The following is a 25,418-nucleotide window of genomic DNA, read 5'->3' as shown; positions in this document are numbered from 1 at the left end:
GAACCGATGACCGACGAGCTCGTCCATCTCGACCTCGACGGGGCGGTCGCCTCGATCACGCTCGACTCGCCGCACAACCGCAACGCGCTCTCGCGGCGGCTCGTCACCGAGCTGCTCGACGCGCTCGACCGGGCGGAGGCCGACCCTGCCGTGAGGGTCGTGCTGCTCCGCTCGGCCGACCGGGTGTTCTGCTCAGGCGCCGACCTCGCTGAGGCAGGCGCGGGCGGGATGGAGGACGGCACCCGGGCGCTGGTGGCGCTGCAGCGGCGGCTGCTGACCCACCGCTGCCCGGTCGTCACCCGCCTCGCCGGCCCGGTCCGGGCCGGCGGGCTGGGCATCGTCGCCTCCAGCGACGTGGTGGTGTGCAGCGAGGAGGTCACCTTCGCGTTCACCGAGGTGCGGCTGGCGCTGGCGCCGGCGGTGATCTCGCTCAGCGTGCTCCCACGGCTCACCAGCCGTGGGGCCGCGGACACCTTCCTGACCGGCCGCAGCTTCGGCGCCGCCGAGGCGGTCGCGATGGGCCTGGTCACCCGCGCGGTCCCGGCGGAGTCCCTCGACGAGGCGGTCCTCGCCGTCTGCACCGACCTCGCCCAGGGTCACCCGCAGGGCCTGGAGGAGACCAAGGCGCTGCTCGCCGCCCCCGTGGTCGCCCACCTCGACGCGAACGCCGAGGCCATGGCCGCACTCAGCGCCCGGCTGTTCGCCTCGGAGGGCGCCAAGGAGGCGATGGCGGCGTTCCTCAACCGGGGGAAGTAGGGACTGGGGAGGCTGCTGCTGGTGGTCGCTTGCGGCGGTGCCCCGTTTCCCACAAATGCTGGCAAATGACAGTCGTCTGGCCGCTCACGATGACTTTTCCCAGCAATTGTGGGCTGCGGGTCGCCAGCACTGCGCGAGATCCACCCCAGCGACCCAGCCGTCCGAGCCCGTTCGTCCGGGCTCCCGTTCGCCTCCGCGATCGGGCTCCTGGTCGCCGGGGTGTGGCTCGCCGTGGGCCGGAGCGCGATCACCCAGGCGTGAGCTGGGGTGTCATCTCCCCGCAATTGCTGGGAAATGGCAGCCGTCTCGCTGCGAGACGTGACATCTGCCAGCAATTGCGGGGAAGTGGCCGCCCCGCACCCCCCTCACCCCAGCCAGCGCCCGAGCCGCTCCAGCCCTTCGGTGATCTCGTCTGCGCTGCCGGCGAAGGAGATCCGGACGAACTCGTTGCCGCGGCGGGTGTCGAAATCGATGCCCGGGGCGGTGGCGATGCCGGTCTCGTCGAGCAGACGCAGGCACCACGCGTGCGAATCGGTGGTGAGGTGGCCGATGTCGGCGTAGACGTAGAAGGCGCCGTCCGCGGGGGCGAGGCGGTCGATGCCGAGGCGGGGGAGGCCGTCGAGGAGCAGGGCGCGGTTGGCGGCGTACCTCGCGACGTGGCCGTCCAGCTCGGCGTAGGACTCCGGGGTGAAGGCCGCGATCGCGGCGTACTGGCTCAGCACCGGCGGGCAGATGGTGAAGTTGCCGGTGAGGACGTCGATCGGGCGGCGCAGGTCCTCGGGGACCAGCATCCAGCCGAGCCGCCAGCCGGTCATCGAGAAGTACTTCGAGAACGAGCCGAACACCACCCCGGTGCGCGAGGTCTGCCAGGCGCTCTGCGACTGCGAGCCGTCGTAGGTGATGCCGTGGTAGATCTCGTCGCTGACCAGCCGGACGCCGCGGTCCTCGCACCAGCGTGCGATCGCGGCGAGCTCCTCGGCCATCAGCATCGTGCCGGTGGGGTTGGCCGGGGAGGCGATCACCAGGCCCGCGACCGGGCCCTCGATCGCGTCCAGCTGCTCGACCGTCGGCTGGAACCGGGTCTCGGGGCCGCACTCGATCTCGACGACCTCGCAGCCCAGGGCGGTGAGCACGTTGCGGTAGCAGGGGTAGCCGGGCCGGGCCATCACCACCCGGTCGCCGACCTCGAAGGCCGCGAGGAACGCGAGCAGGAACCCGCCCGAGGACCCGGTGGTGATCACGACGTCGTCCGGGCCGACCTCGATCCCGCTGGCCCGGTGGTGGTGGGCCGCGACCGCTTCACGCAGCGCGGGTACGCCGGTGGCCACCGTGTAGCCCAGGGTCTCCTCGTCGAGCAGCCGCTTCGCCTCCTCGCGCACCGCCGCCGGGGCGCCGGTCGAGGGCTGGCCGGCGACGAAGTTCACCAGGTCGCCGTGGCTTAGCTGGCGCTGCTGCGCCGCCGCGAGCAGGTCCATCACGTGGAAGGGAGGCACGTCGGCACGCTGCGCCACCTGGAGTCGAGAGGTCATGGACTCAGGCTAGGTGGGCGGCATCGGGCATGTAACGCGGTGTTATGGACGGTCGGAGCCCGGCAGGAGCCTTGATGAGCGTCCATAACCCCGATTTACATGCGGGTCAGGTGGTTCCGCCCCCGGTCGCGAGGTGGAACGCGGGCTTCGACAGAGCGGGTACGGCGAGCACGCGCGGCCGGCGCCCGATGGAGGCCTCGGCCTCGCGCAGCGCCTCCTCGACGGTGGGCGTCGTGCGGGCGCCCATCGCGCGGGCCAGGTCGGGGCGCTTGGCTCCGGCGATGTAGACCGCGCTGGAGTGGTCGCGGGCGATGCCGCCGACGTAGATCATCGAGAACGCGTGGAACGGGTGGTAGCCGTAGTGGTGGCGGTAGCGGTAGACCCACTCCGGGTCGGTCGCCAGCGTCTCCTGGTGCGCGACCATGTCGGCGGGGTGCTGGCATTGCTGCAGCAGGTCGAAGGCGGCCTTGTACGGCGGGAACTCCAGGTCGTTGAACCAGCCGTCGCACACCGCCGCGGCGATCACGATGGGCCGGTCCACCAAGGCGCGCTTGGCGCGCACGAGCGAGGACCCGATCGCCTGCATCATCAGGATCGGGTTGCTGCCCATGCCCGGGCCGTAGTGGAAGTTGCGGGGGATCCCGACCACCAGCACGTCGGCGGGCTCCTCGGTCACCACCAGGTCCGTGCGCTGGCTCGCCAGCGGCCAGGTCGCCTGCTCCACCTCGGGGATCAGCCCCGCAGCGACCCCGAGCTGGCGTGAGCGGGAGTCGAGCACGGCGTCGACGGTGAAGAACGGCTGGCTCATCCGCGCCTCCATGCCCTGCCCGATCGCGGTCAGCTGGTCCCGGAAGTGGCTGCGCGTCGAGGCCGGCACGAAATCGTCGCGGTACAGCGACTTCGGCGCGTGGTGGGAGGCGATCGAGCGCCACGAGGTGAGTCCGGTGGCCGGCATCTTGTAGCCGCCGCTGAAGCCGCCGTACGGGTTCCCCGCCGTGTGCCCGATCATGATCGACAGGTCCGAGTCGACGACCGCGCTGTTCACCTGCACCGGGTCGCCCAGCGCGGAGAGCCCCAGGTCGGCCATCCCGGCAGGGTCCTCGGCGTCGTGGTTGACGACCTGGTGGGCGGGGAGCCGGTCGAGGACCTCCTGGCCGAGGTAGTCGAGGAACTCCTCGCGCCGGTTCTTGCGGTGCAGCCCGATCGCGCAGACCAGCCTGATGTCGGAGGTGCGTACGCCGGCCGCCTCGAGCTCGTCGAGGAGCAGTGGGATCACCACCTTGCGGTGTGCCGTGGCCTGGGCGCCGCCCTTGACCCGGTCGGGGAAGGCGATCGTCACCGTCGAGCCGCGCTTGACCAGGTCGCCGATCGGGCCGGTGCCGAGCGGGTTCGCCAGCGCCTCACGGGTCGCGGCCACCGGGTCCGCCAACGGGGTCGGCTCGTGGTGGGTGAGCAGGTGAGCGTGGTCCGGGGAGATCACGGTCGTGTCGTCCGGAAGCTCGACGTCGACGTGTCCGTCGCCGTACTCGATGGCGAGTCGCATGCAGTTTTCCTCTGGGTGGGCCCTATTGTGCACTGAAATTGTTGTATATCAGGGGGAGGCATTGGTGCTGGTCACCGTACGGCGCGTGGTGCTGCCGGTCCTGGGGGTCGCCCTGGCGATCGGCGTCTGGTGGATCGCCAGCACCGTGGATGACCGTACGCCGAGCCCGGCGGCGGTCCTGGACAAGCTCGTCGCGGGCCTGAGCTCCAGCGACGGGCTGCTCCTCGACACCCGGCTCAGCGTGCTCCGGGTGCTGATCGGGATCGCCATCGGTTGCACGGCCGCCATCCCCGTCGGGTTCGCCCTCGCGTGGTTCCGGCCGGTGCGCGAGATGTTCGACCCGCTGGTCAGCTTCTTCCGCGCGCTGCCGCCGCTCGCGCTGATCCCGCTGGTGATCGTCTACCTCGGCATCGGTGAGTCGGCACGCATCTCGTTGCTGGTCTACGCGGCGTTCTTCTCCGCGGTGATCGTGATCTACGAGAGCGTGACCGCGGTCGACGACGTCTACGTTCGCGCGGCGCGGGCGCTCGGGGCCACCCAGTTCGAGCTGTTCCACCGCGTCGTCGTCCCCCTCACGGTGCCGCAGATCTTCGTCGCCGTCCGGGTCGCGCTCGGCGTGTGCTGGGCGACCGTGGTGGCGGCCGAGCTGGTGGCGGCCCAACGGGGGCTCGGCTGGATGATGCGCGATGCCCAGAACTTCTTCCGTCAGGACGAGGTCTTCGCCGGGATCATCCTGATCGGCATCTGCGCCCTGCTGATGGACCGGGTCGTGCAGCTGACGATGGCGCGAACCGTGCGCTGGCAGGAGCGGGTGGTCCGATGAACAACCTGAACGAGGAGCGCATCCGCTTCTCCGACGTACGCCTCGGGTTCGGGACCGGGAAGAAGCGCCGCGAGGTGCTCGACGGCGTCAGCTTCGGTGTGGGGTCCGGGGAGTTCGTCAGCGTGCTCGGCCCCAGTGGCTGCGGCAAGTCCACCCTGCTCAACCTGGCTGCGGGATTCCTTCGGCCCGAGTCCGGCCTGGTGGAGGTCGACGGCACGCAGGTCACCGGACCGGATGCCCGCCGCGGAGTCGTCTTCCAGCAGTACGCGATCTTCCCGTGGCTCACCGTGGAGAAGAACATCGCGTTCGGGCTGACGCTGAAGGGCAACAAGCGCCCACGCGCGGAGATCGCCGAGGTGGTGGCGAAGTACGTCGACCTGATGGGCCTGCGCGGCTTCGAGAAGGCGCTGCCCAAGACTCTCTCGGGCGGGATGCGCCAACGGGTCGCGCTAGCCCGCGCCTATGCCACCGACCCCGACGTGATGCTGCTCGACGAGCCGTTCGCCGCCCTGGACGCCCAGACGCGCGAGTTCATGCAGGAGCTGCTGCACGAGACAAGTCAGCAGGACCGGCGTGCGGCCATGTTGATCACGCACTCGGTGGAGGAGGCGATCTTCCTGAGCCACCGCATCGTCGTGCTCGGGAACCGGCCCACGTCCGTCCACGAGATCGTCCCCGTGGACGTGGAGTGGCCGCGCACGCCGGAGTCGCGGACGACACCCGCCTTCATCGAGGTGCGCAAGCACCTCGAGCAGGTGATGCGGTCGATGGCCGGCCGCCCGGTCAGGAGCTCCGCCGCCAGCACGCCCGGCAGCCCCCTCAACCAAGAACCCGTGTGAACCACCGAGAGAAGGAACGACGATGACAATCCTGCGACGACTGATCGGGACGGCCTTTGTCGCCGTACTCGCCCTGATCCTGGCTGCCTGCGGAGCGCTCGACGAGGGCGGTGACAACACGGACGCCGCGAAGGCCGACTCCGGTGCCGAGGAGGTCAGGATCGGCTACCTGCACACCATCGCGGTCGACGACAAGCTGTGGCTGGGGCAGTCTGAGGGCCAGTGGGCCGACGCCGGCTTGAAGCTCAAGACCACCCAGTTCGACACCGGCATCGAGCTCAGCCAGGCCCTCGCCGGCGGCAGCATCGACGTCGCGATCATGGGTGGCGTCACCTCGAACTTCCCGGCCCAGGGGCAGGGCAAGATCTTCATGCTGAACTCGCGTGAGACCGCCACGGCGCGCCTGTTCGTGCAGAAGGACAGCGGCATCGACTCCATTGAGGACCTCAAGGGCAAGAAGGTCATCACCACGACCGGCACCACCGCTGACATCTACCTGCACCGTGCACTGACCAAGGCGGGGCTGACCCGCGAGGACGTCGAGGTCGTCAACGCCAAGATGCCCGACGCCGTGCAGGCCTTCATCGGCGGCAGCGTCCCGGCCATCGCACTGTGGGTTCCCTTCGACCTCCGCGTGAACGAGTCCGGCAAGGGCGCCAAGGAGATCGACAACGCCGGCAACTACCCCGACGCGGGCGTCGGTGACGGCTGGATCGCCAACAACGACTGGTACGCCGAGAACAAGCCGACCATCAAGAAGATCATCGGCGCCTGGCTGAAGATCAACGAGGCCTTCCGCGCCGACCCCGAGGGATCGCTGGAGAAGGTCCACGAGATCGGCTACAAGGACGCGGCCAAGCTCACCGACCTGCAGCACCAGGTGGAGTTCCAGAAGGACTACACCAACGACGAGTGGCTGGCCGCCTACGAGAACGGCGACGTCCTGAAGTGGGTCGGCGACGCGGAGAAGGCCTACGTCGAGCTCGGTGGCGTCCCGAAGTTCGTCGACCCCAAGGAGTTCTTCGACACCAGCCTGTTCATCGAGGTGGCCCAGTCACAATGAGGACAGCCCAGTGACCACTGCCTCTGCAGTCGACGGCCCCGCCCGGGTGTTCCCGGTCGGGGTCGTCGGCCTCGGCGCCATGGGCCTGCCGATCGCGCGCACGCTCACCGGCGTGCGTCCGGTCAGGGCGTACGACGCGGTCCCGGCCGCCCGTGAGCGCGCGGCCGGAGACGGAGTCACCGTCGCCGCCTCGGTCGCCGAGCTCGCCCAGGAGTGCCGGACCATCCTGCTGTCGCTGCCGTCGGCCGAGATCGTCGAGCAGGTGGTCGAGGAGATCGCCGCCTCCGCGCCCGGACGTCTCATCCTCGACACCAGCACGATCGGCCCCGACGACACTCGTCGGATCGCGGCCCTCGCCCTCGGGGCGGGGACGACCTACCTGGACACCCCGGTGCTCGGTCGTCCCGAGGTGGTCGGCGCGTGGACCATCCCGATGGGCGGTCCCGCTGCGGCGTACGTCGCCGTGGCCGACGTGTTCGAGCCGTTGGCCAAGAAGGTGGTCCACGTCGGGGACGTCGGCGCGGCCGCCACCTTGAAGGTGGCCAACAACCTGATGTTCAGCGTGATCAACGCGGTCACGGCCGAGGCGCTGCTGCTGGCGAAGGCGGCCGGGCTCGACCCCGGTGTCTTCGTGGACACCGTCGTCGACTCCGGCGCCGCCACGGTCAGCGGGCTGTTCCGCTCGATCGCCCCGCGAGCCGTGGACGGCGACTTCACCCCGACGTTCTCCCTCGACCTGGTCCGCAAGGACAACGACCTCGCCGTCCAGCTCGCCGCGGGCCTCGGCCTCGAGCTGTCGGTGGGCCTGGCCGCCTGTGAGCTGCACGACCGGGCCGTGGTCGCCGGCCACGGCGCCGAGGACTCGGTCGCCGTGCTCCGGCTCCTCGAGGAGGAGTTCGGCCAGCAGGCCCGCCGGGGAACCACCGACTAGGCAGCACCCGACTCCTGCTTGCAACGCAGGGCGGCTCTAGAACATGTCGGGGCACCACGGCGCGCGCGACCAGCCGAATGCTGCCGAGGCGGCGGCGACGGCGCCGGGGGTGTGCTCGGTGACCCGGCGGACGCGGTGCAGCTGGTCGAGGGGTACGCCGCCGAGGTAGACCGTCCCGAGCTCGCGGATGCCCATCGAGATGTCCGGGTCGGTGTCCACCCGGGTCACCTCGGCGGGTGACCCGTGCGATCCGGCCCGCACCCGGTAGCAGCCGGTGTTGGCGGGCAGGAGCGGGTCCTCGACCGCGATCACCACGTCCACCGGCGCGGCGTACTCGCGCGCGGCGAGGGCTGTCGCGACGTCGACCACCCGGACGTAGAGGCTGTCGGTGACCGAGGTCCGCACCGCCCGGGCGTCCGCGACCAGGTGGCGCAGCGGCTCGTCGGTCGCCCCGTTCCACCACTGGAAGGTCCGCGCCAGGTCGAGGTCGAGCAGGTAGCGCCACAGGCCGGCGTACGCCTGCGGGTCCTCGGCCCACAGGTCCTTGATCTGGACCTCCCCCTCGGGGTCCTCCCCGAACTTCTCCTTGAACCGGTAGGTCGCGAACCCGTCCGGGTCGCCGGCCTCGCCGTAGTGCAGGACGTAGTGGAGCTCCGAGGACCCGCGGCGGGCGAACTCGAGGTCGAACAGGGCCAGCTGCCATGCCGTGTCATCGCGGCTCATCGCCCCCGGGCGCTCCTTGCGCATCGCCTGGTGCAGGGCGGGTGCGGCCGCAAGGTACTGCTCCCGGCTCACCTCGTCGCTGGATCCCGCGATGGCCCTGCCGGGCAGGTACCCGAGGCTCCGGGTGCTGCCGGACAGCACGCTCCTGCTGACGGCCGGGCCGTAACCGAACCGCCCGTAGATCAGGGACTCCGAGGCCCACAGCGCGGCCAGCGGCTCGCCGCGCCCGGCCACCTGCTCGAGCTGGTGGCGCATCATCGCCGTGAGCAGCCCGCGCCGGCGGTACGGCGGGTGCACGGTCACCACGGTCACGGCCGCCACGGGGACCTGGGCCCCGCCGGGCACCGTCAGGCTGCGGGCGAAGTCGGCGCAGGTCGCGACCCAGCGCGGGCCGACCTTGAACCCGAACGTCCGGTCGTTGTCGAACACCGCGCGGTCGAGGTCCAGCGTCTCGGGGTGGTAGGTCTCCTGGAACCCCCGCGAGACCGCGGCGCAGTACTCCTGGAAGCTCGCGTCGGTGACGTTCTCGAGCCGGGGCTCGACGAGGTGGGGAGCGGTGCTGGGCTGCTGCGCGGGCGGGTTGGCCATCCCCTCATTCCAGCCGAGGACGACCGTGGCTCCAAACCGTCACCGCTCGCGGGGCCGGGTGAGGCCGTGCAGCGGGCACACCGAGCCGGTGCCCGCGCACGCGTCGCAGTCGACGTGCGGCAGGCGTCCTCCCTTGCAGACCACGCAGTCGACCAGGAAGCGCGAGCACTCGCCACACCTCAACAACGTCCCCCCTCTCGTTGTCCTGATGAACCTAGGTCGTTGTCGGGGAGCCGGGGCATCCCCGATTTGGGTGGATCGAGCAGACGGAGCTCAGGAGGCGGCGTGGCGTCCGGCCCTGCGGCCGAAGTAGGAGCCCTCGGCCAGCTGGGTCCCGGAGGCGTAGCTCTTGCCGTCCTTGGCGATGTTGACCGCGCAGGCGCCCGCGGCGTACAGCCCGGTGACCACGGAGCCGTCCTCGCGGCGCACCTCCCCGTCCACGCTGACGCTGAGGCCGCCCATGGTGAACCCGGCGTACATCGCCTTGCCCAGGGTCAGGTCGTAGGCGCCCCACGGCCCGGTGTCCTGCGGCTCGAGCCAGTCGGGGTGCTTGTGGAATTCGGGGTCCTCCTTGCGCGCCGCGTTCTGGTTGTACGCCGCCAGCGTCGCCTGCAGCGCACCCTCAGGGATCCCGAGTCCCTGCTCCATCTCCTCGGGCGTCTCCCAGCCGTCGATGAACGGGCACAGCGGGAAGTCGGGGTGCTCGATGTGGTTGGAGTCCACGATCAGGTACGCCGCCTGGCCGGGCTGGTCCATCACGAAGCCGGAGGTGCGCGAGTGGTAGGAGTCCTCGGCGACGAACCGGTTGCCCTCCTTGTTCACCACCAGGCCGGTGACCAGCTTGGAGGGCGGGTAGAACGGGGCGGTGATGAACGCCTGGTCCATGCACCGCAGCTCGCCCCCGACCGAGGCGCCGAGCCGGATGCCGAGGCCGTCGTCGTAGGTCGAGGCGAGCGGGAACAGCTTGGAGCCGAGCTGGGGGGTGAACTCCTTGACCATGGTCTCGTTGCCGACGTACCCCCCGGCCGCGATCACCACCGAGCGGGCCCGGATGGCACCGCGCTCCTCGAACCGGCGCCAGGCGACGCCGACCACGCTGCCGCCACCCTCCGGACCGACCATCACGACCAGCTGGCTGGCGCCGGTCTCGTAGCGCACCTCGACGCCGGCCTTGGTGAGCTGCTCGGCCAGCAGGTCGAGCACGATCTTCGCGCCGCCGGTGTCGCCGGGCTTGGGGACCTTGTGGCCGCGCGGTGCCGGCTTGGCGAGGTCGCGGAACGGGTGCACCTTCTCGTTGCCGGTGAACATCAGGCCCTCGGTGCCGGGCTGGATCACGGCCTTCTTCTCGTACAGCGAGCGCTCGAAGGTCATCCCGAGCGCCTCGATCCACTCGAAGTGCTCGACGCTGTCCTCGCAGAACGCCCGCACCTTGTCCTCGTCGGGGTCCAGGCTGACCGCCATCAGGTACTTGAACATCTCCTCGGCGGAGTCCTCGACGCCGACCGCCTGCTGCACCGCGGTCCCGCCGCCGAGGTAGAAGTGACCGCCGGCCATGGCGCTGGTGCCGCCGTACTCCGCGGCCCGCTCCAGCAGGATCACGCTGGCGCCCGCGCGGGCGGCCTCGAGCGCCGCGCACGCGCCGGCGATGCCGAAGCCGACCACGACGACGTCGGTCTCGTCGCTCCAGGTGTCCACGTCGGCTTCGGGGAGCGGTGCGGGGAGGTCGAGGCTCATGGGCGGAGTGTAGAACAAACTAGAACAAGTTCTAGCAGGCTGGTCGCCGCAGGTTCGGACGTCGGGCAGCCGGAGGCGTCCGCTCAGGCGCCGAACCAGCCGTCGTCGCGCGCCATCCTCGCCACCGAGATGGTGTTGGTGACCTGGCGGCCGAGCTCGCGGTACTTCAGGCAAGCGTTGTTCAGGTGGCTCTTGACGGTTTCTGGGCTGATCCCCAGCCTGCTGGCGATCTGCTTGTGGGCCAGGCCGTCGTCGACGGCCTGGAGGATCTCCACCTCGCGGGGGGTCAGCCCGGCCGTCAGGCCCGGGTCCTCGAGCAGCGCCTGGGCCAGGGTGCTGGAGACGACGTACTCCGCCGTGCTGATCGCCAGCAGCGCCTCGCGCAGCGACTCGGGCCGGTCGCTCTTGAGGACCAGTCCGTTCGCACCGGCGGCGACGGCGTCACGGAGCAGGACCGGGCTCTCCTCGGAGGTGTGCAGCAGGACCTTCGCCCCCCACTCCCGCAGGCTCGGGATCGAGGGTGTGGACAGCACGTCGTCGCGCCCGAGCCGGAGGTCGAGGACGACCACGTCCGGTGCCGGGTCGCGCTCGAGGTCGAGCTGGCTCACGTCGTCGTAGGACCCCACCACCGCGAACTGCTCAGGGTGCTCGACTGCCAGCGCCTCCACCCCACGCCGCATCGTGGGGTGGTTGTCGATCACGACCAGGCTCGTCCGGCCGGGGTGGGGGAGAGAGGTCACGATTACGTCATACCTGCTCGGTGACCGCACGGGGATCCCCACTCAGGGGGACGTCGGGGAAGCGCACCACGGTCACGAACCCGTCGCCCGTGATGAAGGCACGCGGGGGGAGGCCCGCGACCTGCGCCCGCACGGCCGCGGGGAGGGCGGGGACCACCGCCAGCCGCAGCTCGTCGGTCCCGGGCTGCGCCGAGATCGTGAGCCGGTACGACGGCGGGAGCGTCTCGACGAGGCCACGCAGCACCCGGCCCGAGGTCCTCTCGGAGGCACCGGGGGCGACCCCCGAGCGGACGACCACCTCGCCGCCGCCTCGGCGGTACTCGGTCACCAGCTCGCGGAGCTCGCCGTCGAAGAACCCGGGAGCGTAGAGGTCGTCGCGCGCCTCGAGGCCGAGCAGCCGCGCCCGCTCCCGGGCTGCGGCCGAGGTGCAGTCGGCGCCACCGGACGCGACCTCCTCCAGCCACGGCAGGATGCGCTCCTCGGTGTGGTGGAGGTACTGGCTGCGCGCACGCGCGAGGTACTCGACCTGCTGCGCCTCCCGGTGGGCGCGGACGACCCGGGCGCGCTGGCCCTCGGTCTGCGCCGCGGAGCGGCGCATGAGCGCGCCGGTGCCGGCCGCTGCGCCGGGACCGAGCACGGCCGGGGTGAAGCAGCCGAGGGCGTCCAGCACCTCGACCAGCGGGTCCAGCGCCACCACCGCGAACACGGGGATGATCAGGAGCGGTGCGTATCGCACCGGGGCCACGCAGGCGAAGAAGAGCAGCGGCAGGCACGCGAACCCGACCACGAAGGACTCGATCGTGGCCATCGCCCCCGGACCGGCGACCCAGAGTCCGGTGGCGGTCGTGACCGCCATCGCCAGGCCCCACCCGGTCAGCCCCAGCAGGCTGGGCGCCCCTCGCTCCAGCTGGCCCCTCGCGACCATCGTCGCGGCCACGAGGGCGACCACGACGCCCGGCGTCGCCCACTGGTGGGCGGTCCAGTGCCCGGCGGTGCTGAGCATGACGCCCCCGGCGACCGTGACCTGGGCCGCGAGCATCGGTCCGGCCACCATCGCCAGGATCGACACCCCTCCCGTCGAGGTCATGGTGAGGGCGTACGCCCGTCGGATCCGTTCGTCGTGGGTCTCCTCCGAGGCGTGCCAGCGGAGCCGCACGCGTGTGCCGGCACCGTTCCTGCCCGGTCCGATCTCCGCGCTGCCCCCCACCTGCTCCATCCGGCGGAGGACGGACTCGCTGAGGCCGTAGCCGTGGGGGGCCTCGGCGGGCAGCCCCCGCCCCTGGTCGGTCACCTCCACCCCGATGCCGCGTGAGGTGGCGTGCAGGACGAGCTCTGCCCGGCCCACTCCCGCGTGACGTGCGACGTTGCGCAGCGACTCGCGAGCCGCGCCGACCAGCGCGTCGAGCACGTCCTCGGGGACGCCCTCGCGGGGAGCCGAGACGTGGAGGTGCGTCTCGACCGGGATGCCGGCGTCGTGTGTCATCGCCGCGGCCAGCCGCCGCCAGGACTCGGTGCGGCCGGCGTGGTCCCTCACGGCTCGGCCACCTGCCCGCGGACGGCCGCGACTGCGTTGCCGGCGACCTGACGGACCTGGTCCTGCCGCTCAGGGGGCAGGTCGGCGATCGCGCGCAGCGCGCTGATCACCTCGTCGTGCAGGAGCCGTCGCACAGCACTCCCGGAGGTCTGCTCGAGCTCGCGCAGCGCGGCCGCGATCTCCAGCGCCGTCGCCTGCTCCGCCAGCTCGTCGCGCAACCGTGAGCTGCGCACGAGGGCGCCCAGGAAGGCGATCCCGGCGATGCACATCCCGAAGTCCAGGATCACCAGGCCGGCGACGGTGGCCACCGAGTCGCCGGCCCCGACCCAGTACACGAGCAGGTAGGTCGGGGCGGAGAGGGCGAGCACCCACCGCGCGACCCGCGGGTGCAGGTTCGCCACGACGGCGAGCAGCCACAGGGTGAGCACGAGGTGACCCGTGAAGCCGGGGCCCGGACCGGTGGGATCGGCGGAGGGCACGATGACGACCACCGCGATCCCCGCCGGGACCAGGTCTGCGACGACCACGGGACCACGCAGGAAACGTACGGCGCTGATCCCCAGCAGGGCGCTCGCGGCCGCGGCTGCCAGCCGGTCCGGGGCCAGGGCGAGCTGCCACGTCCCGGAGAGGCAGACGACCCCGGACAGGAGGAGCAGGCCACCGAGCATCCGGTTGAGCCCGCTGCGCAGGGCAGTGGTCGCAGGCCCGTCGCCCGCGGTCCACAGCAGCCAGGTCCCGGCCATGCCCAAGGATCGTGTCAGCGCACGGGGCCACGCGGAAGCAGCTGTCCAGAACCCGTCGGAGGCCGCGGGGCCGGTACCCTCACCGAAGTGGCAGGCCACCTGCCCGCCACGTCGTCCACCGCCGGTCTCGGTCCCCCCGCGACCATAGACTTCGGGCACTCCGCCACCGACCGCCGAGGGCCCTCATGACGCTCGACGTACACACGCTCGACCAGGTGCTCCTGGTCGGGACCGGTGTGCTCCTGCTGGGCATCCTGGCGGTGCGGCTCAGCGTGGGTGTGGGCCTGCCCAGCCTGCTGCTCTACCTGCTGATGGGCGTCGCCCTGGGCTCCTCGGGCCTGGGGCTGAAGTTCGACGACGCCGAGCTCGCCCATGCGCTCGGGTTCGCGGCCCTGATCCTGATCCTGGCCGAAGGCGGCCTCACCACCCAGTGGCCCGAGATCCGCCCGGTGATGCGCCTCGGGGTCTCCCTGGCCACGGTGGGCGTCGCGGTGAGCGTGATCGTGATGACGGTCTTCAGCCACTACGTCCTCGGCCTGAGCTGGCAGCTCTCGGTGCTGCTCGGGGCGATCACCTCCCCGACCGACGCGGCGGCCGTGTTCTCCGTGCTGCGGCGGGTGCCACTGCCGCGCCGGCTCACCGGTTCCCTGGAGGCCGAGTCAGGACTCAACGACGCGCCGACCGTGGTGCTGGTGACCCTGGTCAGCGTCGGCGGTGGTCACGGGGTGCTCGGCTTCCTCGGCGAGATCGTCCTGGAGCTGGGCGTCGGCGTCCTGGGCGGGCTGGTGGTGGGCTTCGGTGGTGCCTGGCTGCTGCGCCGCTCGGCACTGCCGAGCTCTGGCCTCTACCCGCTCGCCGTGCTCTCCTTCACCGTGCTGGCCTACGCCGGGTCGGCCGCTCTCCACGGCTCGGGCTTCGCGGCGGTCTACGTCGCGGCGCTGATCCTGGGCAACGCCGACCTGCCGCACCGCGCGGCCACCCGGTCCTTCTCCGAGGGGGTCGCCTGGCTGGCCCAGATCGGGCTGTTCGTGATGCTCGGCCTGCTGGCCACCCCGAGCCGGATCGACTTCAACACCGTCCTCACCGCCGTGGTCGCCGGGCTGGCCCTGACGTTCCTGGCCCGGCCGATCTCGGTGGCCGTCTCGGCCATGGTGCAGCCGATGCGCGCGCGCGAGCTGGCGTTCATCTCGTGGGCGGGACTGCGGGGGGCCGTCCCGATCGTCCTGGCGACCATCCCTCTCTCGGAGGGGATCGACGGTGCCACGCAGCTCTTCGACATCGTCTTCGTCTTCGTGGTCATCTACACCCTGCTCACGGCTCCGTCGCTGCCCCTGGCCGCGAAGCTGCTCCGGGTTGCCCGGCGCAACGAGCCCCGCGACCTCGAGGTCGAGGCCGCGCCGCTGGAGCGGGTGGCGGCCGACCTGCTGCAGTTGACGATCTCCCCGGAGTCGCTGATGCACGGTGTCGAGGTGGGCGAGCTCCGGCTCCCGCCCGGTTCCTCGGTGGCCCTGATCGTGCGGGCGGGCAAGACCCTGGTGCCCGAGCGGCGTACGGTCCTGCGCCGGGGTGACGACGTCCTCGTGGTCACCCCCCGCCGGGGCAGGGAGGCCACCGAGCAGCGCCTCCGGGCGGTATCGGTGGGCGGCCGCCTCGCGCAGTGGTACGGCAAGCAGGCGCCGAGCTGAGGGCTCGGGCCCGCTCCGGTCTCAGTCGACCGGGACGCAGGTCTCGACCGGCTCGGCCAGCCGGATCTTTCGCGGCGCCTTCGGGTCGAGTCCGCGGAAGCGGTCCCCGACGAGGACGTCGACCCCCGGGCCGAGATCGGTCTCGGTGATCTCCACCTGGACCCGGCGCCCGAGGGCGCGGGCCACCAGCGCGGCGGCCGGGTCGTCCTGCTCGGTGGTCCAGACGACGGCACGGGGGACCTCGGCGCTCTGGGGCGCGTTGCCCGCCTCGCCGGCGCGGAAGCCCGCCGCCTCGACCCGGGCCAGCGTCGTGCTGGCGAGACCCTTCTTGGTGCCGGCGTTGAAGACGCTCACCTGGACCTCGCTGCGCCGCAGGAAGTCCTGCACCTCCTTCTCCACCTCCGAGCAGGTCTCGACCGCCGTCGGCCGGTCCACCGGCTGGGTCAGGGCCTGGAACCCGAAGACCGCCATCGCGACGAGGACGGCCACGAGGACCGTCATGGTCACCGCCGTGGTCAGCTTGCGCCCGCGCACCGCGATCAGTCCCCCGCCACGAAGACGCGTGCGTGCAGCACGTGGCGCTGCTGGAGGGCCGCCCGCAGGGCACGGTGGAGCCCGTCCTCGAGGTAGAGGTCGTCGCGCCACTCCACGACATGGGCGAACAGGTCGCCGAAGAACGTGGAGTCCTCGTCGAGCAGCGTCGCGAGCTGGAGGGTGTCCTTGGTGGTCACCAGCTCGTCGAGGCGGACCGGGCGGGGAGGCAGGGACGCCCACTCGCGGGGCCCGAGTTCGTGGTCCGGGTACGGACGTCCGTCCCCCACGCGCTTGAAGATCACGCCGCCACCCTATCCAGCGACCGGTCCCCGGCCGGGCTCCTGACCAGGACCCGAGGCCGGATCTGCTCCGATCGTGGCCGTTGAGTGGTAGAAGCATCGTGTGACCCACGACGACATCGAGCAGATCAAGCAGCTCAAGTACCGCTACCTGCGCACCCTCGACCTCAAGCAGTGGGACGAGTACGCCGAGTGCTTCCTGCCCGAGGTGACCTGCGACTACGCGGGGCTCGTCTTCGAGAACCGCGACGCGCTGGTCTCCTACATGCGGGAGAACCTCGGCGAGGGGCTGATCTCGATGCACCACGCCCACCACCCCGAGGTCGTCGTCGACGGGGACGAGGCGACCGGGGTCTGGTACCTCGAGGACAAGGTGATCGTCCCCGAGCTCGACTTCGTGCTGGAGGGGGCCGCGTTCTACACCGACCGCTACGTGCGTACGCCGGACGGCTGGCGGATCGCGCACACCGGCTACCGGCGTACCTATGAGATGAGCATGTCCACGGCCGACCTGACCTCCTACCAGGTCAAGCGCGGCACGGCGTACGACGCCTGAGCGTTGTGGCGGCTGGTTAGTGTCGAGCACGTGGTCCCACCTCGCCTGATCGCCTCGTCCGCCACCCGTTCCGTCCAGCGCCGGCTGGGCCTGGCGCTGCGCTCCCGGGTCGCCGGGGACGACGCCCCCGAACGGGCGCGGAGGATCTGGGGCAGCGAGGGCGAGCGCTGGTTCACCAGCGAGGACCCGATCTGGCGGGTGAACGCCGACGCGGCGATGTTCCCCGGCGGCATCTGTGCGCTGCTGCTCCAGTCGCTGCACCCGTCCGCGATGGCCGGGGTGGCCGGCCACAGCGGCTACAAGGGCGACCCCTGGGGGCGGCTGCAGCGCACCAGCCACTACCTCGCCGTGACCACGTTCGGCACCGTGGCCGACGCCGAGAGGTCCATCCAGCACGTGCGCTCGGTGCACCGGTTCGTCCGGGGGACCGACGAGCGGGGCCGTCCCTACGCGGCCGGCGACCCCCACCTCCTGCGCTGGGTGCACGTGGCCGAGATCTGGTCGTTCCTGCGCGCTTTCCAGGCCTACTCGGCCCAGCCGCTGACCCCGGGCGAGGCCGACCTCTACGTCGAGCAGGCCAACGTCGCGGCCACCCTGCTCGGCGCCACCGACCTGCCGAGCACGGTCGCCGAGCTCGACGAGGTGATCGCGGCGTACCGCCCCGAGCTGGCCAGCACCGCGGCCGCGCGGGAGGCGACGAGGTTCATGCTGCTGAACCCGCCGGTGCCGCTGGTCGCACGGCCGGGGTACGCACTGATCGCGGCCGGCGGCGTGGCGCTGCTCCCGGCCTGGGCCCGGACCGGGCTCCGGCTGCCGGTCTACGGGCCGGGCGTCGCCCTGGCCTCGCGGGCAGGCTCGCTGTCGACCTCCCTGGTGCGGTGGGGGATGGCCGGGCTCGAGGACCGGGCGCCCGGGGACACGGCCGACCGAGCCGGCGCCGAGGTCACGGAGCAGGCCTCGCGGTGAGCGCGTGGACGCAGCTCACCCGGGGACCGGGGCGGGCCCGGGGCCTGCGCAACCTGGCCGGCACCGGAGCCGCTGCCGGGGTGAGCGCGGCGCTCGGCGCTGCGGCGACCACCCCTGACAGCGACTGGTACGCCGGGCTGGACAAGCCGTCCTGGGACCCGCCGCCGATCGTGTTCCCGCTCGTCTGGACGCCGCTGTACGCCGACATCGCGGTGACCACCGCCGCCGCGCTGACCATCCTCGAGGGTGAGGGACGCAACGACGAGGTGGCCGCGCTGCGACGGGCGCTCGCGACCAACCTGGTGCTGAACACCGGCTGGAGCGTGCTGTTCTGGCGGGTGCGCCGGCCGTGGCTCTCGGCGGCGTGGTGCGGCGTGCTCGCTGCCCATTCGGGGGCGCTGACCCGGCGGGTCGCCGCGGTGGATCCGGCGCTGGGTGCCGCGCTGGCGCCGTACCCGGCCTGGTGCGGGTTCGCCACGGTGCTCAACAGCGCCATCGCACGGCGCAACTCCTAGCTCTCGCGCTCCGGGGCGTCCCGACCCTCGCCAACACCTGGGCCCAGTGGTTAGGTGACACGAGGAACCCCATCGGAGGAGAGCGACATGACGAGCACAGCCGAGACAGTCTTCACCTACGGCGCCCCCCAGCTGAAGTTCGGCCCGGGCGCCTCGGACGAGATCGGCTACGACCTCTCCCAGCTCGGTGCGTCCCGCGTCCTGGTGGTCACCGACGCCGAGTTCGCGAAGACCGGGCTGCCGGGCCGGGTCGCGGAGCAGATGAGCGGGTTCGGGATCGAGGCCGTGCTCTACGACGGTGCCCGGGTCGAGCCGACGGACGAGAGCATGCGCGACGCCATCGCCTTCGCCCGCGACCAGGGCGACTTCGACGCCTACGTCGCGGTGGGCGGCGGGTCCAGCATCGACACCGCCAAGGCGATCAACCTGTTGATGAACAACCCCGGCGAGCTGATGGACTACGTCAACGCACCCGTCGGGGAGGGCAAGGCGCCGGTCAACGTGCTCAAGCCGCTGGTCGCCGTACCCACGACCGCGGGGACGGGCGCGGAGAGCACCACGGTGTGCGTGCTCGACGTGCTCAGCCTGAAGGTGAAGACCGGGATCAGCCACCCCCGCCTGCGGCCCGCCCTGGCGGTGATCGACCCGGAGCTGACCATGACCCAGCCGCCGATGGTGACGGCGTCCTCGGGGATGGACATCCTCTGCCACGCGCTGGAGAGCTACACGGCGCGCGCCTACACCAGCTATGACAAGAAGCGCCCCGAGCAGCGGGTCCCCTACTGCGGCTCCAACCCGATCGCGGACATGTGGTCGGAGAAGGCGATGCGACTGCTGGGCGAGTCCTTCCGCACGGCCGTGCACGAGGGCGACAACCGCGAGGCGCGCACCAACATGGCGCTGGCGGCCACGTTCGCGGGGATGGGGTTCGGCAACGCCGGGGTGCACATCCCGCACGCCAACGGCTACCCGATCGCGGGCCGGGTCACTGGCTACCACCCGCCGCAGTACCCGGGCGACGAGGCGATGGTCCCGCACGGGATGTCGGTTGCCCTGACCGCACCCGAGGCGTTCCGGTTCACCTTCGAGGCCTCGCCTGAGCGGCATCTCCGGGCGGCCCACCTCCTGGACCCCTCGGTCGATCCCGAGAAGGGCGACGAGAACACCCTGGCCGACGTGGTGATCTCCCTGATGCACGACATCGAGATCCCCAACGGCATCGCGGCGGTGGGCTTCGAGGCCGCGGACATCGACGACCTCGTCGAGGGCAGCATGAAGCAGCAGCGCCTGCTGGCGACCTGCCCCCGCGACGTGGACGAGGACGTCCTGGCCTCGGTGTTCCGAGGCTCGCTGCAGCTCTGGTGAGCCCCGGGTCGAGGGCCGGGCCGGGGGCCGGATCGGGGGCCGGGGAACCTTGCTGACCCGACTCGTTGACAGCCCGCGCGAGCGCGTGTGACGGTGATCACACCCCACAACTGCCACGAGCTGGCGGACTCCGGCCGCCAGATGGAGGGCCAGATGACCGACGCACCCGACATGACCGAGCTGCTCAAGGACGCTCCCACCAACTGGGGGAAGTGGGGTGACGACGACGAAGTCGGGGCGCTGAACTACCTCACGGTCGATGAGGTGATGCGCGGTGTCCGGCACATCACCTCGGGCACGGTGTTCACCCTCCAGCGTCTGATCGGCGACCCCAAGGGCGACCCGGTGTGGCCGGGGCGGACCCCGGCGGAGAAGACGATGGTCCTCGACGAGTCCAGCTGGGACAGCGACGAGGCTCCCGCGTTCCCGGGCGGGCTGCACTACGCCGACGACAAGATCTCGGCCTTCCTGCAGGGCTCCACTCAGTACGACGCCCTCGGCCACGTCTGGTACGGCGGGCAGATCTGGAACGGCTACGAGGCCCGCACCACTGTCGGGGGACTCGACAAGGCGAGCGTCGCACCCATCGCCGAGCGCGGCGTGGTCGGTCGCGGGATCCTGCTCGACATGGCGCGGTTCCGCGGCAAGGAGATGCTCGACAAGGCCGAGACCTTCAACCACGAGGACCTGATGGCCTGCGCGGAGTCTCAGGGCGTCACGATCGAGCCGCACGACATCCTGGTGATCCGCACCAACTTCCTCCAGCAGTTCTTCGAGCTCGGTGACGCGTTCTACGAGGACTTCTGCGAGGCCGGGCTGGTCTACAGCCCGGAGCTGGTGCAGTGGTTCCAGGACATGGAGATCCCGAACCTGGTGACCGACACGATCGCCAACGAGGTCACCTACGACCCCAACAACGGCACCGCGCTGCCGCTGCACTGCGCGTTGATGCGCAACCTCGGGATCACCCTCACCGAGATCTGCGACCTCGAGAAGCTGGCGGCCTCCTGCGCCGAGGACAAGCAGTACACCTTCCTCTACGCCGCGGCACCCCTGAAGGTGCACGAGGCCAGCGGCTCACCGGTCAACCCCCTCGCGATCAAGTGAGTGTCTACGACGACCGCCCGTGGCTGAAGCTCTACCAGGACGGCGTACCCGCTGACCTCGAGCAGGAGTACGCCGACATGCTTGGGCTGTTCGGGACCACGGTGGCCCGGGACCCCGAGGCGGTCGCGATCCGCTACTTCGACACCGACCTCACCTTCGCCGACCTCGACCGGCAGTCGGACGCGCTCGCGGTGGCCCTGGGCGAGGAGGGGTTCGCGGCAGGGGACCGGCTGGCGGTCTACGTGCAGAACAACCCTGCGTTCGTGCTCGGGCTGCTGGCCGCCTGGAAGGCCGGCGGTTCCGGGGTGGCGATCAACCCGATGAACAAGTCGCGAGAGCTGACCTACCTCCTCGCCGACTCCGGCGCCACGGCGATGCTCTGCCTCGACGACCTGTGGCGTGACGTCGGCCGCGGGGTCGTGGACGCCGACGAGGTGCGGGTGCGCACGGTGATCACCTGCTCGGCCCTCGACGGCCAGGGGCGCGACGACGAGCGGCTGTTCGGGGGGATGGAGCGCATCCGCGACGAGCAGACCTCCGACCTGTCCCAGCTCCTCGAGAAGTACGACGGACAGAGCCCGCCGCCCGTCTCGATCAAGGGCGAGGACGTCGCGATGCTCACCTACACCTCGGGCACCACGGGGGTCCCGAAGGGGGCGATGAACAGCCACGCCAACCTCGCGTTCAACTCCCAGGTCTACCGGGACTGGATGGGCCTGGGCCCCGACGACTCCGTGCTCGGGATCGCGCCGCTGTTCCACATCACCGGCCTGGTCGGGCACGTCGGGGTCGCCCTGCTCACCGGATGCCCGCTGGTGCTGGCGCACCGGTTCGAGCCCGGCGTCGTGCTGGACACGATCCGGGAGCAGCGCCCGACCTTCACGGTCGGGGCGATCACGGTCTTCATCGCGCTCGGAGGCATCGAGGGGTCGGACCGCGACGACTGGTCGTCGTTTCGGACCGTCTACTCCGGCGGAGCCCCGATCTCCCCGGCGGTGGCGAAGTCGTTCCAGGAGAAGACCGGTCTCTACATCCACAACATCTACGGGCTGACCGAGACGAACTCGCCCTCGCACGCGGTCCCGCGGGGCGTCGAGGCGCCGGTGGACCCCAACACCGGAGCGCTCTCGGTGGGCGTGCCGGTGTGCAGCACGGTCGTCCGGATCCGCGACGAGGAGGGCAACGAGGCCCCGGTCGGCGAGCTCGGCGAGATCTGCACCTCGGGGCCCCAGGTGATCGCCGGCTACTGGGACAAGCCGGAGGCCACCGAGGAGTCACTGCCCGGCGGGGAGCTGCGCACGGGCGACGTCGGGTTCATGGACGAGCAGGGGTGGTTCTACCTCGTCGACCGCAAGAAGGACATGATCAACGCGTCCGGCTACAAGGTCTGGCCCCGTGAGGTCGAGGACGTGCTCTACGGGCACCCGGCCGTGCGGGAGGTCGCCGTCGTGGGTGTGGCCGACGAGTACCGCGGGGAGAGCGTGAAGGCCTTCGTCTCCCTGAAGCCCGGCAAGCAGCTCAGCGAGGAGGAGCTGATCGCCTGGGCGAAGGAGCAGCTGGCGGCGTACAAGTACCCGCGCTCGGTCGAGTTCGTCGACGAGCTGCCCAAGACCACCACCGGCAAGATCCTGCGCCGCGAGCTGCGCGACCAGCTCGGTTGAGGCGGCAGCCCTCAGGTGCGGGAGGCGTGCCTGGCGAGGAAGCCGAGTTCCACGGCGAGGACGTTGGCGTGGTCGGCTCCGCCCTCGTAGACGTCGTAGTGACCGCCTGCACTGCGGTAGAGCTCGCCTCGCGGAGCGCGTGCCGCTGCGCGCAGGGCCGGAGCCACCGGCGCCATCGAGTCGGACTCGGCCACCACGAGCAGCAGCGGGCAACGAGCATGCCGGGCCCGACGAACCGGTCGGGCGAAGCTCACGTCGAGCAGGCTGCGGGCGGTGATCCGGTTCGGCCAGGGTGATCCGTCACGAGGGGCGATCTGGGCCTGTCCGGGCAGACCGTCAGGTGTGGTGATGACGCCCTGCTCGCCGGGTGCCGCGATCAGGGTCAGGTAGCGCGGCTCACGGCCCAGGGCTGCACCCACGCGGTCCCGCACGGCCGAGGCGGTGAGGCGGAGCCCGGTGATCGGCGCGATGTTCACCATGCCGGCCACCCCATCGACGAGAGGACACTGCGCGATCGCCCCGGCCAGGCCGTCCTCGGAGGCGGCGAGCTCGAGCACGTGCATCCCTGCGAAGGAGGTGCCCCACACGAAGACCGCGTTCGGGTCGACGTCGGGCAGGGTCCGCGCATGGGCGAGGGCGCTGCGGTAGTCGTCGAGCTGGGCCCTGATCGAGAGCATCTCGCGGGGTTCCCCGCCGGATGAGCCCCAGTGTCGGTAGTCGAAGGTGAGGGCGACGTGACCGGCTGCGGCGAACGCCTCGGCGAAGGGCGCCAACCCCGCTGCCTTGACCCCGCCGATGCCGTGCGCCAGGACCACGACGGGCAACCGGCCCGAGGGCGGCGCGGCCGGACGGTGCACCCAGCAGTGGAGGGGGACCCCGTCGACTCCCTCGAAGGTGTGGGTCTCGCGGGTCGTCGCGGTGGTCGTCATTTCATTACGTTACGATGCGTAAACTATGGTGGTCAAGAGTGGTCGGCCAAGGGACGCACGCATCGACGAAGCGGTGCTGAAGGCGGTCTGCGAGCTCCTCGCGGAGGGGGGGTACGCCGCCGCGACCCTGAGCGCTGTCGCGGAACGTGCCGGCACCACGAAGCCCACGATCTACCGCCGCCACCGCAACGCGGCCGAGCTGGTCGTCGCGGCCCTGGTCGGGCGCTTCGGTGCTGACCCGACGCGCGACACCGGGACGCTGCGCGGCGACCTGGAGGCGCTCCAGCGCCATCAACGTGACCTCTTCGTGGACCCCGTCGTGACCGGGGCACTGCCCGGCCTCCTCGTGGCCCTGCGGGCCGAGCCTGCTCTCGCCGATGCCTTCGTGGACACGTTCCTCGAGCCCCGACGGGCCGCGACCGCGGCCATCCTGCGCCGGGCCGCGAATCGTGGCGAGATCGCGCCGTACGACGACTGGGAGTGGATCTGCGACCTGCTCACCGGACCGATCCTGATGAGGGCCGTCCTGCCCGGCCTGCCGCCGGTCGACGACACCATCGTCGACCGCACCGTCGAGGCGGCGCTGGAGTCGCTCTCGGCGAGACCCTCGAGGTGAGCCGTGCGCACCCGGGTTCGGGTCAGCTGCCCGCCTCGCGTGCGGCCGCGACGACCGCGGTCGCGGCGGTGACCCACCGCTCGGGGAAGCGCGCTGGATCGGCGAGCCAGGCCAGCAGGCTCTCGACGGCCCGGTCCACTCCCGCGAGCTCGTCGGCGACGGCCGCGACCAGGAGTGAGCCGGCCTCGGGCACCCCGGTCACGGGGGCCGGGTCGACGCGACGGTCGAAGTCCCGCACGAGTGCCGAGGTCGTCTCCGCGTCCAGGTGGCTGAGTCGCTCGTCCCGGAGCACCACCGAGACGCGGCGCAGCTCGTCGTACGCCGCCGGACGGTCGGGCAGGCCCCGGACCAGCTCGGAGTGCAGCACGGCGAGGTGCTCCTCCAGGAGCCAGCGGGGCATCCCCCGAGCTGCGAGCAGCGCACCCAGCCAGCGCAGCTGGCCCTCGGCAATGTCTCGGGGCTGTGTGACCAGGGTGACGATCCAGGCACTGTCGCTCTGGGTGAAGCGCCGCCCTCGCTCGCCGTACCTGCGTTCGTAGTAGGCGAAACGCCGTCGGCTCTGCTCCCCGGCGCGCAGGGCCGCCCGGAGCTCCCCGGGGTCGACAGTGATGTGGTGGTGACCCGCTTCGGGGTTGAGGACGTCCACCGGCCAGGCGCCGTCCGGGCCCGTGGAGCCGGCCGCCACCGCAGCCACCGTCGCGTCAACGCGCTCCGCGACCTGGTCGAGATATTCAGGCTCCTGGCCCGGCCGATCAGCCATGGGTACGACTATTCCTTCTCGCAGAGGCGCACGTCATGGGCTGCGGCTGGGGCTGAAGCTGGCTCGCCTGGTGAGGGGCCTCTCAGGTGAGCAGGTTGATCTCGAAGGTGTAGCGGCTGGCCGCGTAGATGTGGGTGCCGTACTCGACCGCGACGCCCCCGTCGTCGTAGGTCACGCGCTGCGCCGTCACCAGCGCGCTGCCGCGGGGCTCGTCGAGCAGCCGGGCCTCGGCGGCGGTGGCGGTCCGCGCGCCGAGCGTCTGGGTGGCCGAGTGCAGGGAGATGCCCTGCTGGCGAATCAGGTCGTAGAGGCCGTGCTCGACGAGGTCTGCCTCGTCGAACCCGGCGACCTGCTCGGGCAGGTAGTTGGTCAGCCGGGCGATCGGCTCGCCGTCGGCCCGGCGCAGCCGGACCAGTCGCAGGACGGTGGTGCCCTCGGGGACCTCGAGACGCTCGGCGACCGTGTCGGCCGCCTCCACCCGGTCGAAGGCCAAGAGCTCGGTCGTGGGCGTCCGGCCGGCACGGGCGAGGTCGTCGTGGAGGCTGGAGAGCTCCAGCGACCGCCGCAGCTTGGGCTGCACCACCCGGGTGCCGATGCCGCGCCGGCGTACGACGAGGCCCTTGTCGACGAGGTGCTGCATCGCCCGGCGCATGGTTGGCCGGGACAGGCCGAGCGAGGCCGCGAGGTCGACCTCGTTCTGGAACAGGGTGCCGGTGGGGATGGCACCGGACTGGATGGCGTCCTCGAGGTGCTGCGCCACCTGGAAGTACAGGGGGACCGGGCTGGTGCGGTCGACCGCGAAGCGGGGCAGCGAGTCGACACGGGGAGCTGACACGGACATGGAGCTCATTATGTCAGAACTAACTGTCAAAGGCTGAG

General features: G+C 71.3%; 25 protein-coding genes. 13 read left to right on the top strand and 12 right to left on the bottom strand.

Translation table 11 applies throughout. From position 1 onward, the window contains the following. The first annotated feature begins 6 nt into the window (after nt 1-6). Nucleotides 7-756, top strand: coding sequence for an enoyl-CoA hydratase-related protein (locus AC4BGB_RS11010; RefSeq protein ID WP_490546870.1), 750 nt, complete (start codon nt 7-9; stop codon nt 754-756). A 365-nt stretch (nt 757-1,121) separates the two neighbouring features. Here the strand turns inward: AC4BGB_RS11010 and AC4BGB_RS11005 are convergent, their stop codons facing one another. Together AC4BGB_RS11005 and AC4BGB_RS11000 are read right to left on the bottom strand one after the other, a co-directional pair. Beyond that, on the bottom strand, nt 1,122-2,285 hold the full coding sequence (locus tag AC4BGB_RS11005; protein WP_490546869.1) for a pyridoxal phosphate-dependent aminotransferase: 1,164 nt from the start codon (nt 2,283-2,285) through the stop codon (nt 1,122-1,124). Between the two features lie 106 nt (nt 2,286-2,391). Continuing rightward, a complete protein-coding gene (locus AC4BGB_RS11000; protein WP_490546868.1) occupies nt 2,392-3,828 on the bottom strand; it encodes a lactate racemase domain-containing protein in 1,437 nt (478 codons plus the stop codon). Nucleotides 3,829-3,892: 64 nt separating this feature from the next. On the opposite strand from AC4BGB_RS11000, the gene AC4BGB_RS10995 reads away from it, so the two are divergent. The 4 genes from AC4BGB_RS10995 to AC4BGB_RS10980 are packed head-to-tail and all read left to right on the top strand — an operon-like array spanning nt 3,893 to nt 7,484. Further along, on the top strand, nt 3,893-4,651 hold the full coding sequence (locus tag AC4BGB_RS10995) for an ABC transporter permease (protein ID WP_490546867.1): 759 nt from the start codon (nt 3,893-3,895) through the stop codon (nt 4,649-4,651). Beyond that, on the top strand, nt 4,648-5,490 hold the full coding sequence (locus AC4BGB_RS10990) for an ABC transporter ATP-binding protein (protein ID WP_490546866.1): 843 nt from the start codon (nt 4,648-4,650) through the stop codon (nt 5,488-5,490). The genes AC4BGB_RS10995 and AC4BGB_RS10990 overlap by 4 nt, the downstream gene beginning before the upstream one ends. Before the next feature lie 22 nt (nt 5,491-5,512). Continuing rightward, nucleotides 5,513-6,553 carry an ABC transporter substrate-binding protein gene (locus tag AC4BGB_RS10985; RefSeq protein WP_490546865.1) on the top strand — a complete coding sequence of 347 codons (1,041 nt, stop codon included), beginning with the start codon at nt 5,513-5,515 and terminating at the stop codon, nt 6,551-6,553. Between the two features lie 10 nt (nt 6,554-6,563). Next, nucleotides 6,564-7,484: an NAD(P)-dependent oxidoreductase gene (locus tag AC4BGB_RS10980; protein ID WP_490546864.1), complete on the top strand. Its 921-nt coding sequence runs from the start codon at nt 6,564-6,566 to the stop codon at nt 7,482-7,484. A gap of 36 nt (nt 7,485-7,520) precedes the next feature. On the opposite strand, the gene AC4BGB_RS10975 is transcribed toward AC4BGB_RS10980, so the two are convergent. The 5 genes from AC4BGB_RS10975 to AC4BGB_RS10955 all read right to left on the bottom strand — a co-directional run bounded on the left by AC4BGB_RS10975 (nt 7,521) and on the right by AC4BGB_RS10955 (nt 13,546). Beyond that, nucleotides 7,521-8,795, bottom strand: coding sequence for a GNAT family N-acetyltransferase (locus tag AC4BGB_RS10975; protein WP_490546863.1), 1,275 nt, complete (start codon nt 8,793-8,795; stop codon nt 7,521-7,523). 273 nt (nt 8,796-9,068) lie between these two features. Further along, entirely contained in the window at nt 9,069-10,529 is a 1,461-nt protein-coding gene (locus AC4BGB_RS10970) for an FAD-binding protein (protein ID WP_490546862.1), read from the bottom strand. Between the two features lie 83 nt (nt 10,530-10,612). Then, nucleotides 10,613-11,269 (bottom strand): LuxR C-terminal-related transcriptional regulator, encoded by a 657-nt coding sequence (locus AC4BGB_RS10965; protein ID WP_490546861.1) that lies wholly within the window; start codon nt 11,267-11,269, stop codon nt 10,613-10,615. A 7-nt stretch (nt 11,270-11,276) separates the two neighbouring features. Further along, on the bottom strand, nt 11,277-12,803 hold the full coding sequence (locus AC4BGB_RS10960; protein WP_490546860.1) for a sensor histidine kinase: 1,527 nt from the start codon (nt 12,801-12,803) through the stop codon (nt 11,277-11,279). Continuing rightward, complete coding sequence (locus AC4BGB_RS10955; protein ID WP_490546859.1) at nt 12,800-13,546, bottom strand: hypothetical protein; 747 nt, start codon at nt 13,544-13,546, stop codon at nt 12,800-12,802. Before AC4BGB_RS10955 ends, AC4BGB_RS10960 begins: the two co-directional genes overlap by 4 nt. A gap of 185 nt (nt 13,547-13,731) precedes the next feature. Between AC4BGB_RS10955 and AC4BGB_RS10950 the strand changes: the two genes are divergently transcribed. Next, nucleotides 13,732-15,231, top strand: a complete 1,500-nt coding sequence (locus AC4BGB_RS10950) for a potassium/proton antiporter (protein WP_490546858.1) — start codon at nt 13,732-13,734, stop codon at nt 15,229-15,231. Nucleotides 15,232-15,252: 21 nt separating this feature from the next. Here the strand turns inward: AC4BGB_RS10950 and AC4BGB_RS10945 are convergent, their stop codons facing one another. Further along, nucleotides 15,253-15,765: a LytR C-terminal domain-containing protein gene (locus tag AC4BGB_RS10945; RefSeq protein ID WP_490546857.1), complete on the bottom strand. Its 513-nt coding sequence runs from the start codon at nt 15,763-15,765 to the stop codon at nt 15,253-15,255. A gap of 5 nt (nt 15,766-15,770) precedes the next feature. After that, entirely contained in the window at nt 15,771-16,067 is a 297-nt protein-coding gene (locus AC4BGB_RS10940; protein ID WP_490546856.1) for a type II toxin-antitoxin system VapB family antitoxin, read from the bottom strand. Between the two features lie 100 nt (nt 16,068-16,167). Between AC4BGB_RS10940 and AC4BGB_RS10935 the strand changes: the two genes are divergently transcribed. The 6 genes from AC4BGB_RS10935 (at nt 16,168) to AC4BGB_RS10910 (ending at nt 22,234) form a co-directional block, all read left to right on the top strand. Continuing rightward, nucleotides 16,168-16,620 (top strand): nuclear transport factor 2 family protein, encoded by a 453-nt coding sequence (locus AC4BGB_RS10935; protein ID WP_490546855.1) that lies wholly within the window; start codon nt 16,168-16,170, stop codon nt 16,618-16,620. A gap of 30 nt (nt 16,621-16,650) precedes the next feature. After that, a complete protein-coding gene (locus tag AC4BGB_RS10930) occupies nt 16,651-17,586 on the top strand; it encodes an oxygenase MpaB family protein (protein ID WP_490546854.1) in 936 nt (311 codons plus the stop codon). Beyond that, nucleotides 17,583-18,101 carry a TspO/MBR family protein gene (locus AC4BGB_RS10925; RefSeq protein ID WP_490546853.1) on the top strand — a complete coding sequence of 173 codons (519 nt, stop codon included), beginning with the start codon at nt 17,583-17,585 and terminating at the stop codon, nt 18,099-18,101. The genes AC4BGB_RS10930 and AC4BGB_RS10925 overlap by 4 nt, the downstream gene beginning before the upstream one ends. A gap of 87 nt (nt 18,102-18,188) precedes the next feature. Further along, entirely contained in the window at nt 18,189-19,466 is a 1,278-nt protein-coding gene (locus AC4BGB_RS10920; RefSeq protein ID WP_490546852.1) for a hydroxyacid-oxoacid transhydrogenase, read from the top strand. Between the two features lie 93 nt (nt 19,467-19,559). Next, nucleotides 19,560-20,573, top strand: coding sequence for a cyclase family protein (locus AC4BGB_RS10915; RefSeq protein ID WP_490546851.1), 1,014 nt, complete (start codon nt 19,560-19,562; stop codon nt 20,571-20,573). Continuing rightward, complete coding sequence (locus AC4BGB_RS10910) at nt 20,570-22,234, top strand: class I adenylate-forming enzyme family protein (protein WP_490546850.1); 1,665 nt, start codon at nt 20,570-20,572, stop codon at nt 22,232-22,234. Before AC4BGB_RS10915 ends, AC4BGB_RS10910 begins: the two co-directional genes overlap by 4 nt. An 11-nt stretch (nt 22,235-22,245) precedes the next feature. Here the strand turns inward: AC4BGB_RS10910 and AC4BGB_RS10905 are convergent, their stop codons facing one another. After that, nucleotides 22,246-23,163, bottom strand: coding sequence for an alpha/beta hydrolase (locus tag AC4BGB_RS10905; RefSeq protein WP_490546849.1), 918 nt, complete (start codon nt 23,161-23,163; stop codon nt 22,246-22,248). A 25-nt stretch (nt 23,164-23,188) separates the two neighbouring features. Here AC4BGB_RS10905 and AC4BGB_RS10900 point away from each other — a divergent pair, with 25 nt between their 5' ends. Further along, nucleotides 23,189-23,779 (top strand): TetR/AcrR family transcriptional regulator, encoded by a 591-nt coding sequence (locus AC4BGB_RS10900; protein WP_490546848.1) that lies wholly within the window; start codon nt 23,189-23,191, stop codon nt 23,777-23,779. 22 nt (nt 23,780-23,801) lie between these two features. Here AC4BGB_RS10900 and AC4BGB_RS10895 read toward each other — a convergent pair whose 3' ends face one another. Next, the gene (locus AC4BGB_RS10895; RefSeq protein ID WP_490546847.1) at nt 23,802-24,539 is read right to left on the bottom strand and encodes a hypothetical protein; all 738 of its coding nucleotides are present in this window, start codon (nt 24,537-24,539) and stop codon (nt 23,802-23,804) included. A gap of 82 nt (nt 24,540-24,621) precedes the next feature. Then, entirely contained in the window at nt 24,622-25,380 is a 759-nt protein-coding gene (locus tag AC4BGB_RS10890) for a GntR family transcriptional regulator (protein ID WP_490546846.1), read from the bottom strand. Nucleotides 25,381-25,418: the final 38 nt, after the last annotated feature.

Source organism: Nocardioides sp. Z30_9 (genome assembly GCF_058215735.1).
Note: the sequence above shows the minus strand (reverse complement) of the source record. Positions and strands in the feature narration are given on the sequence as shown.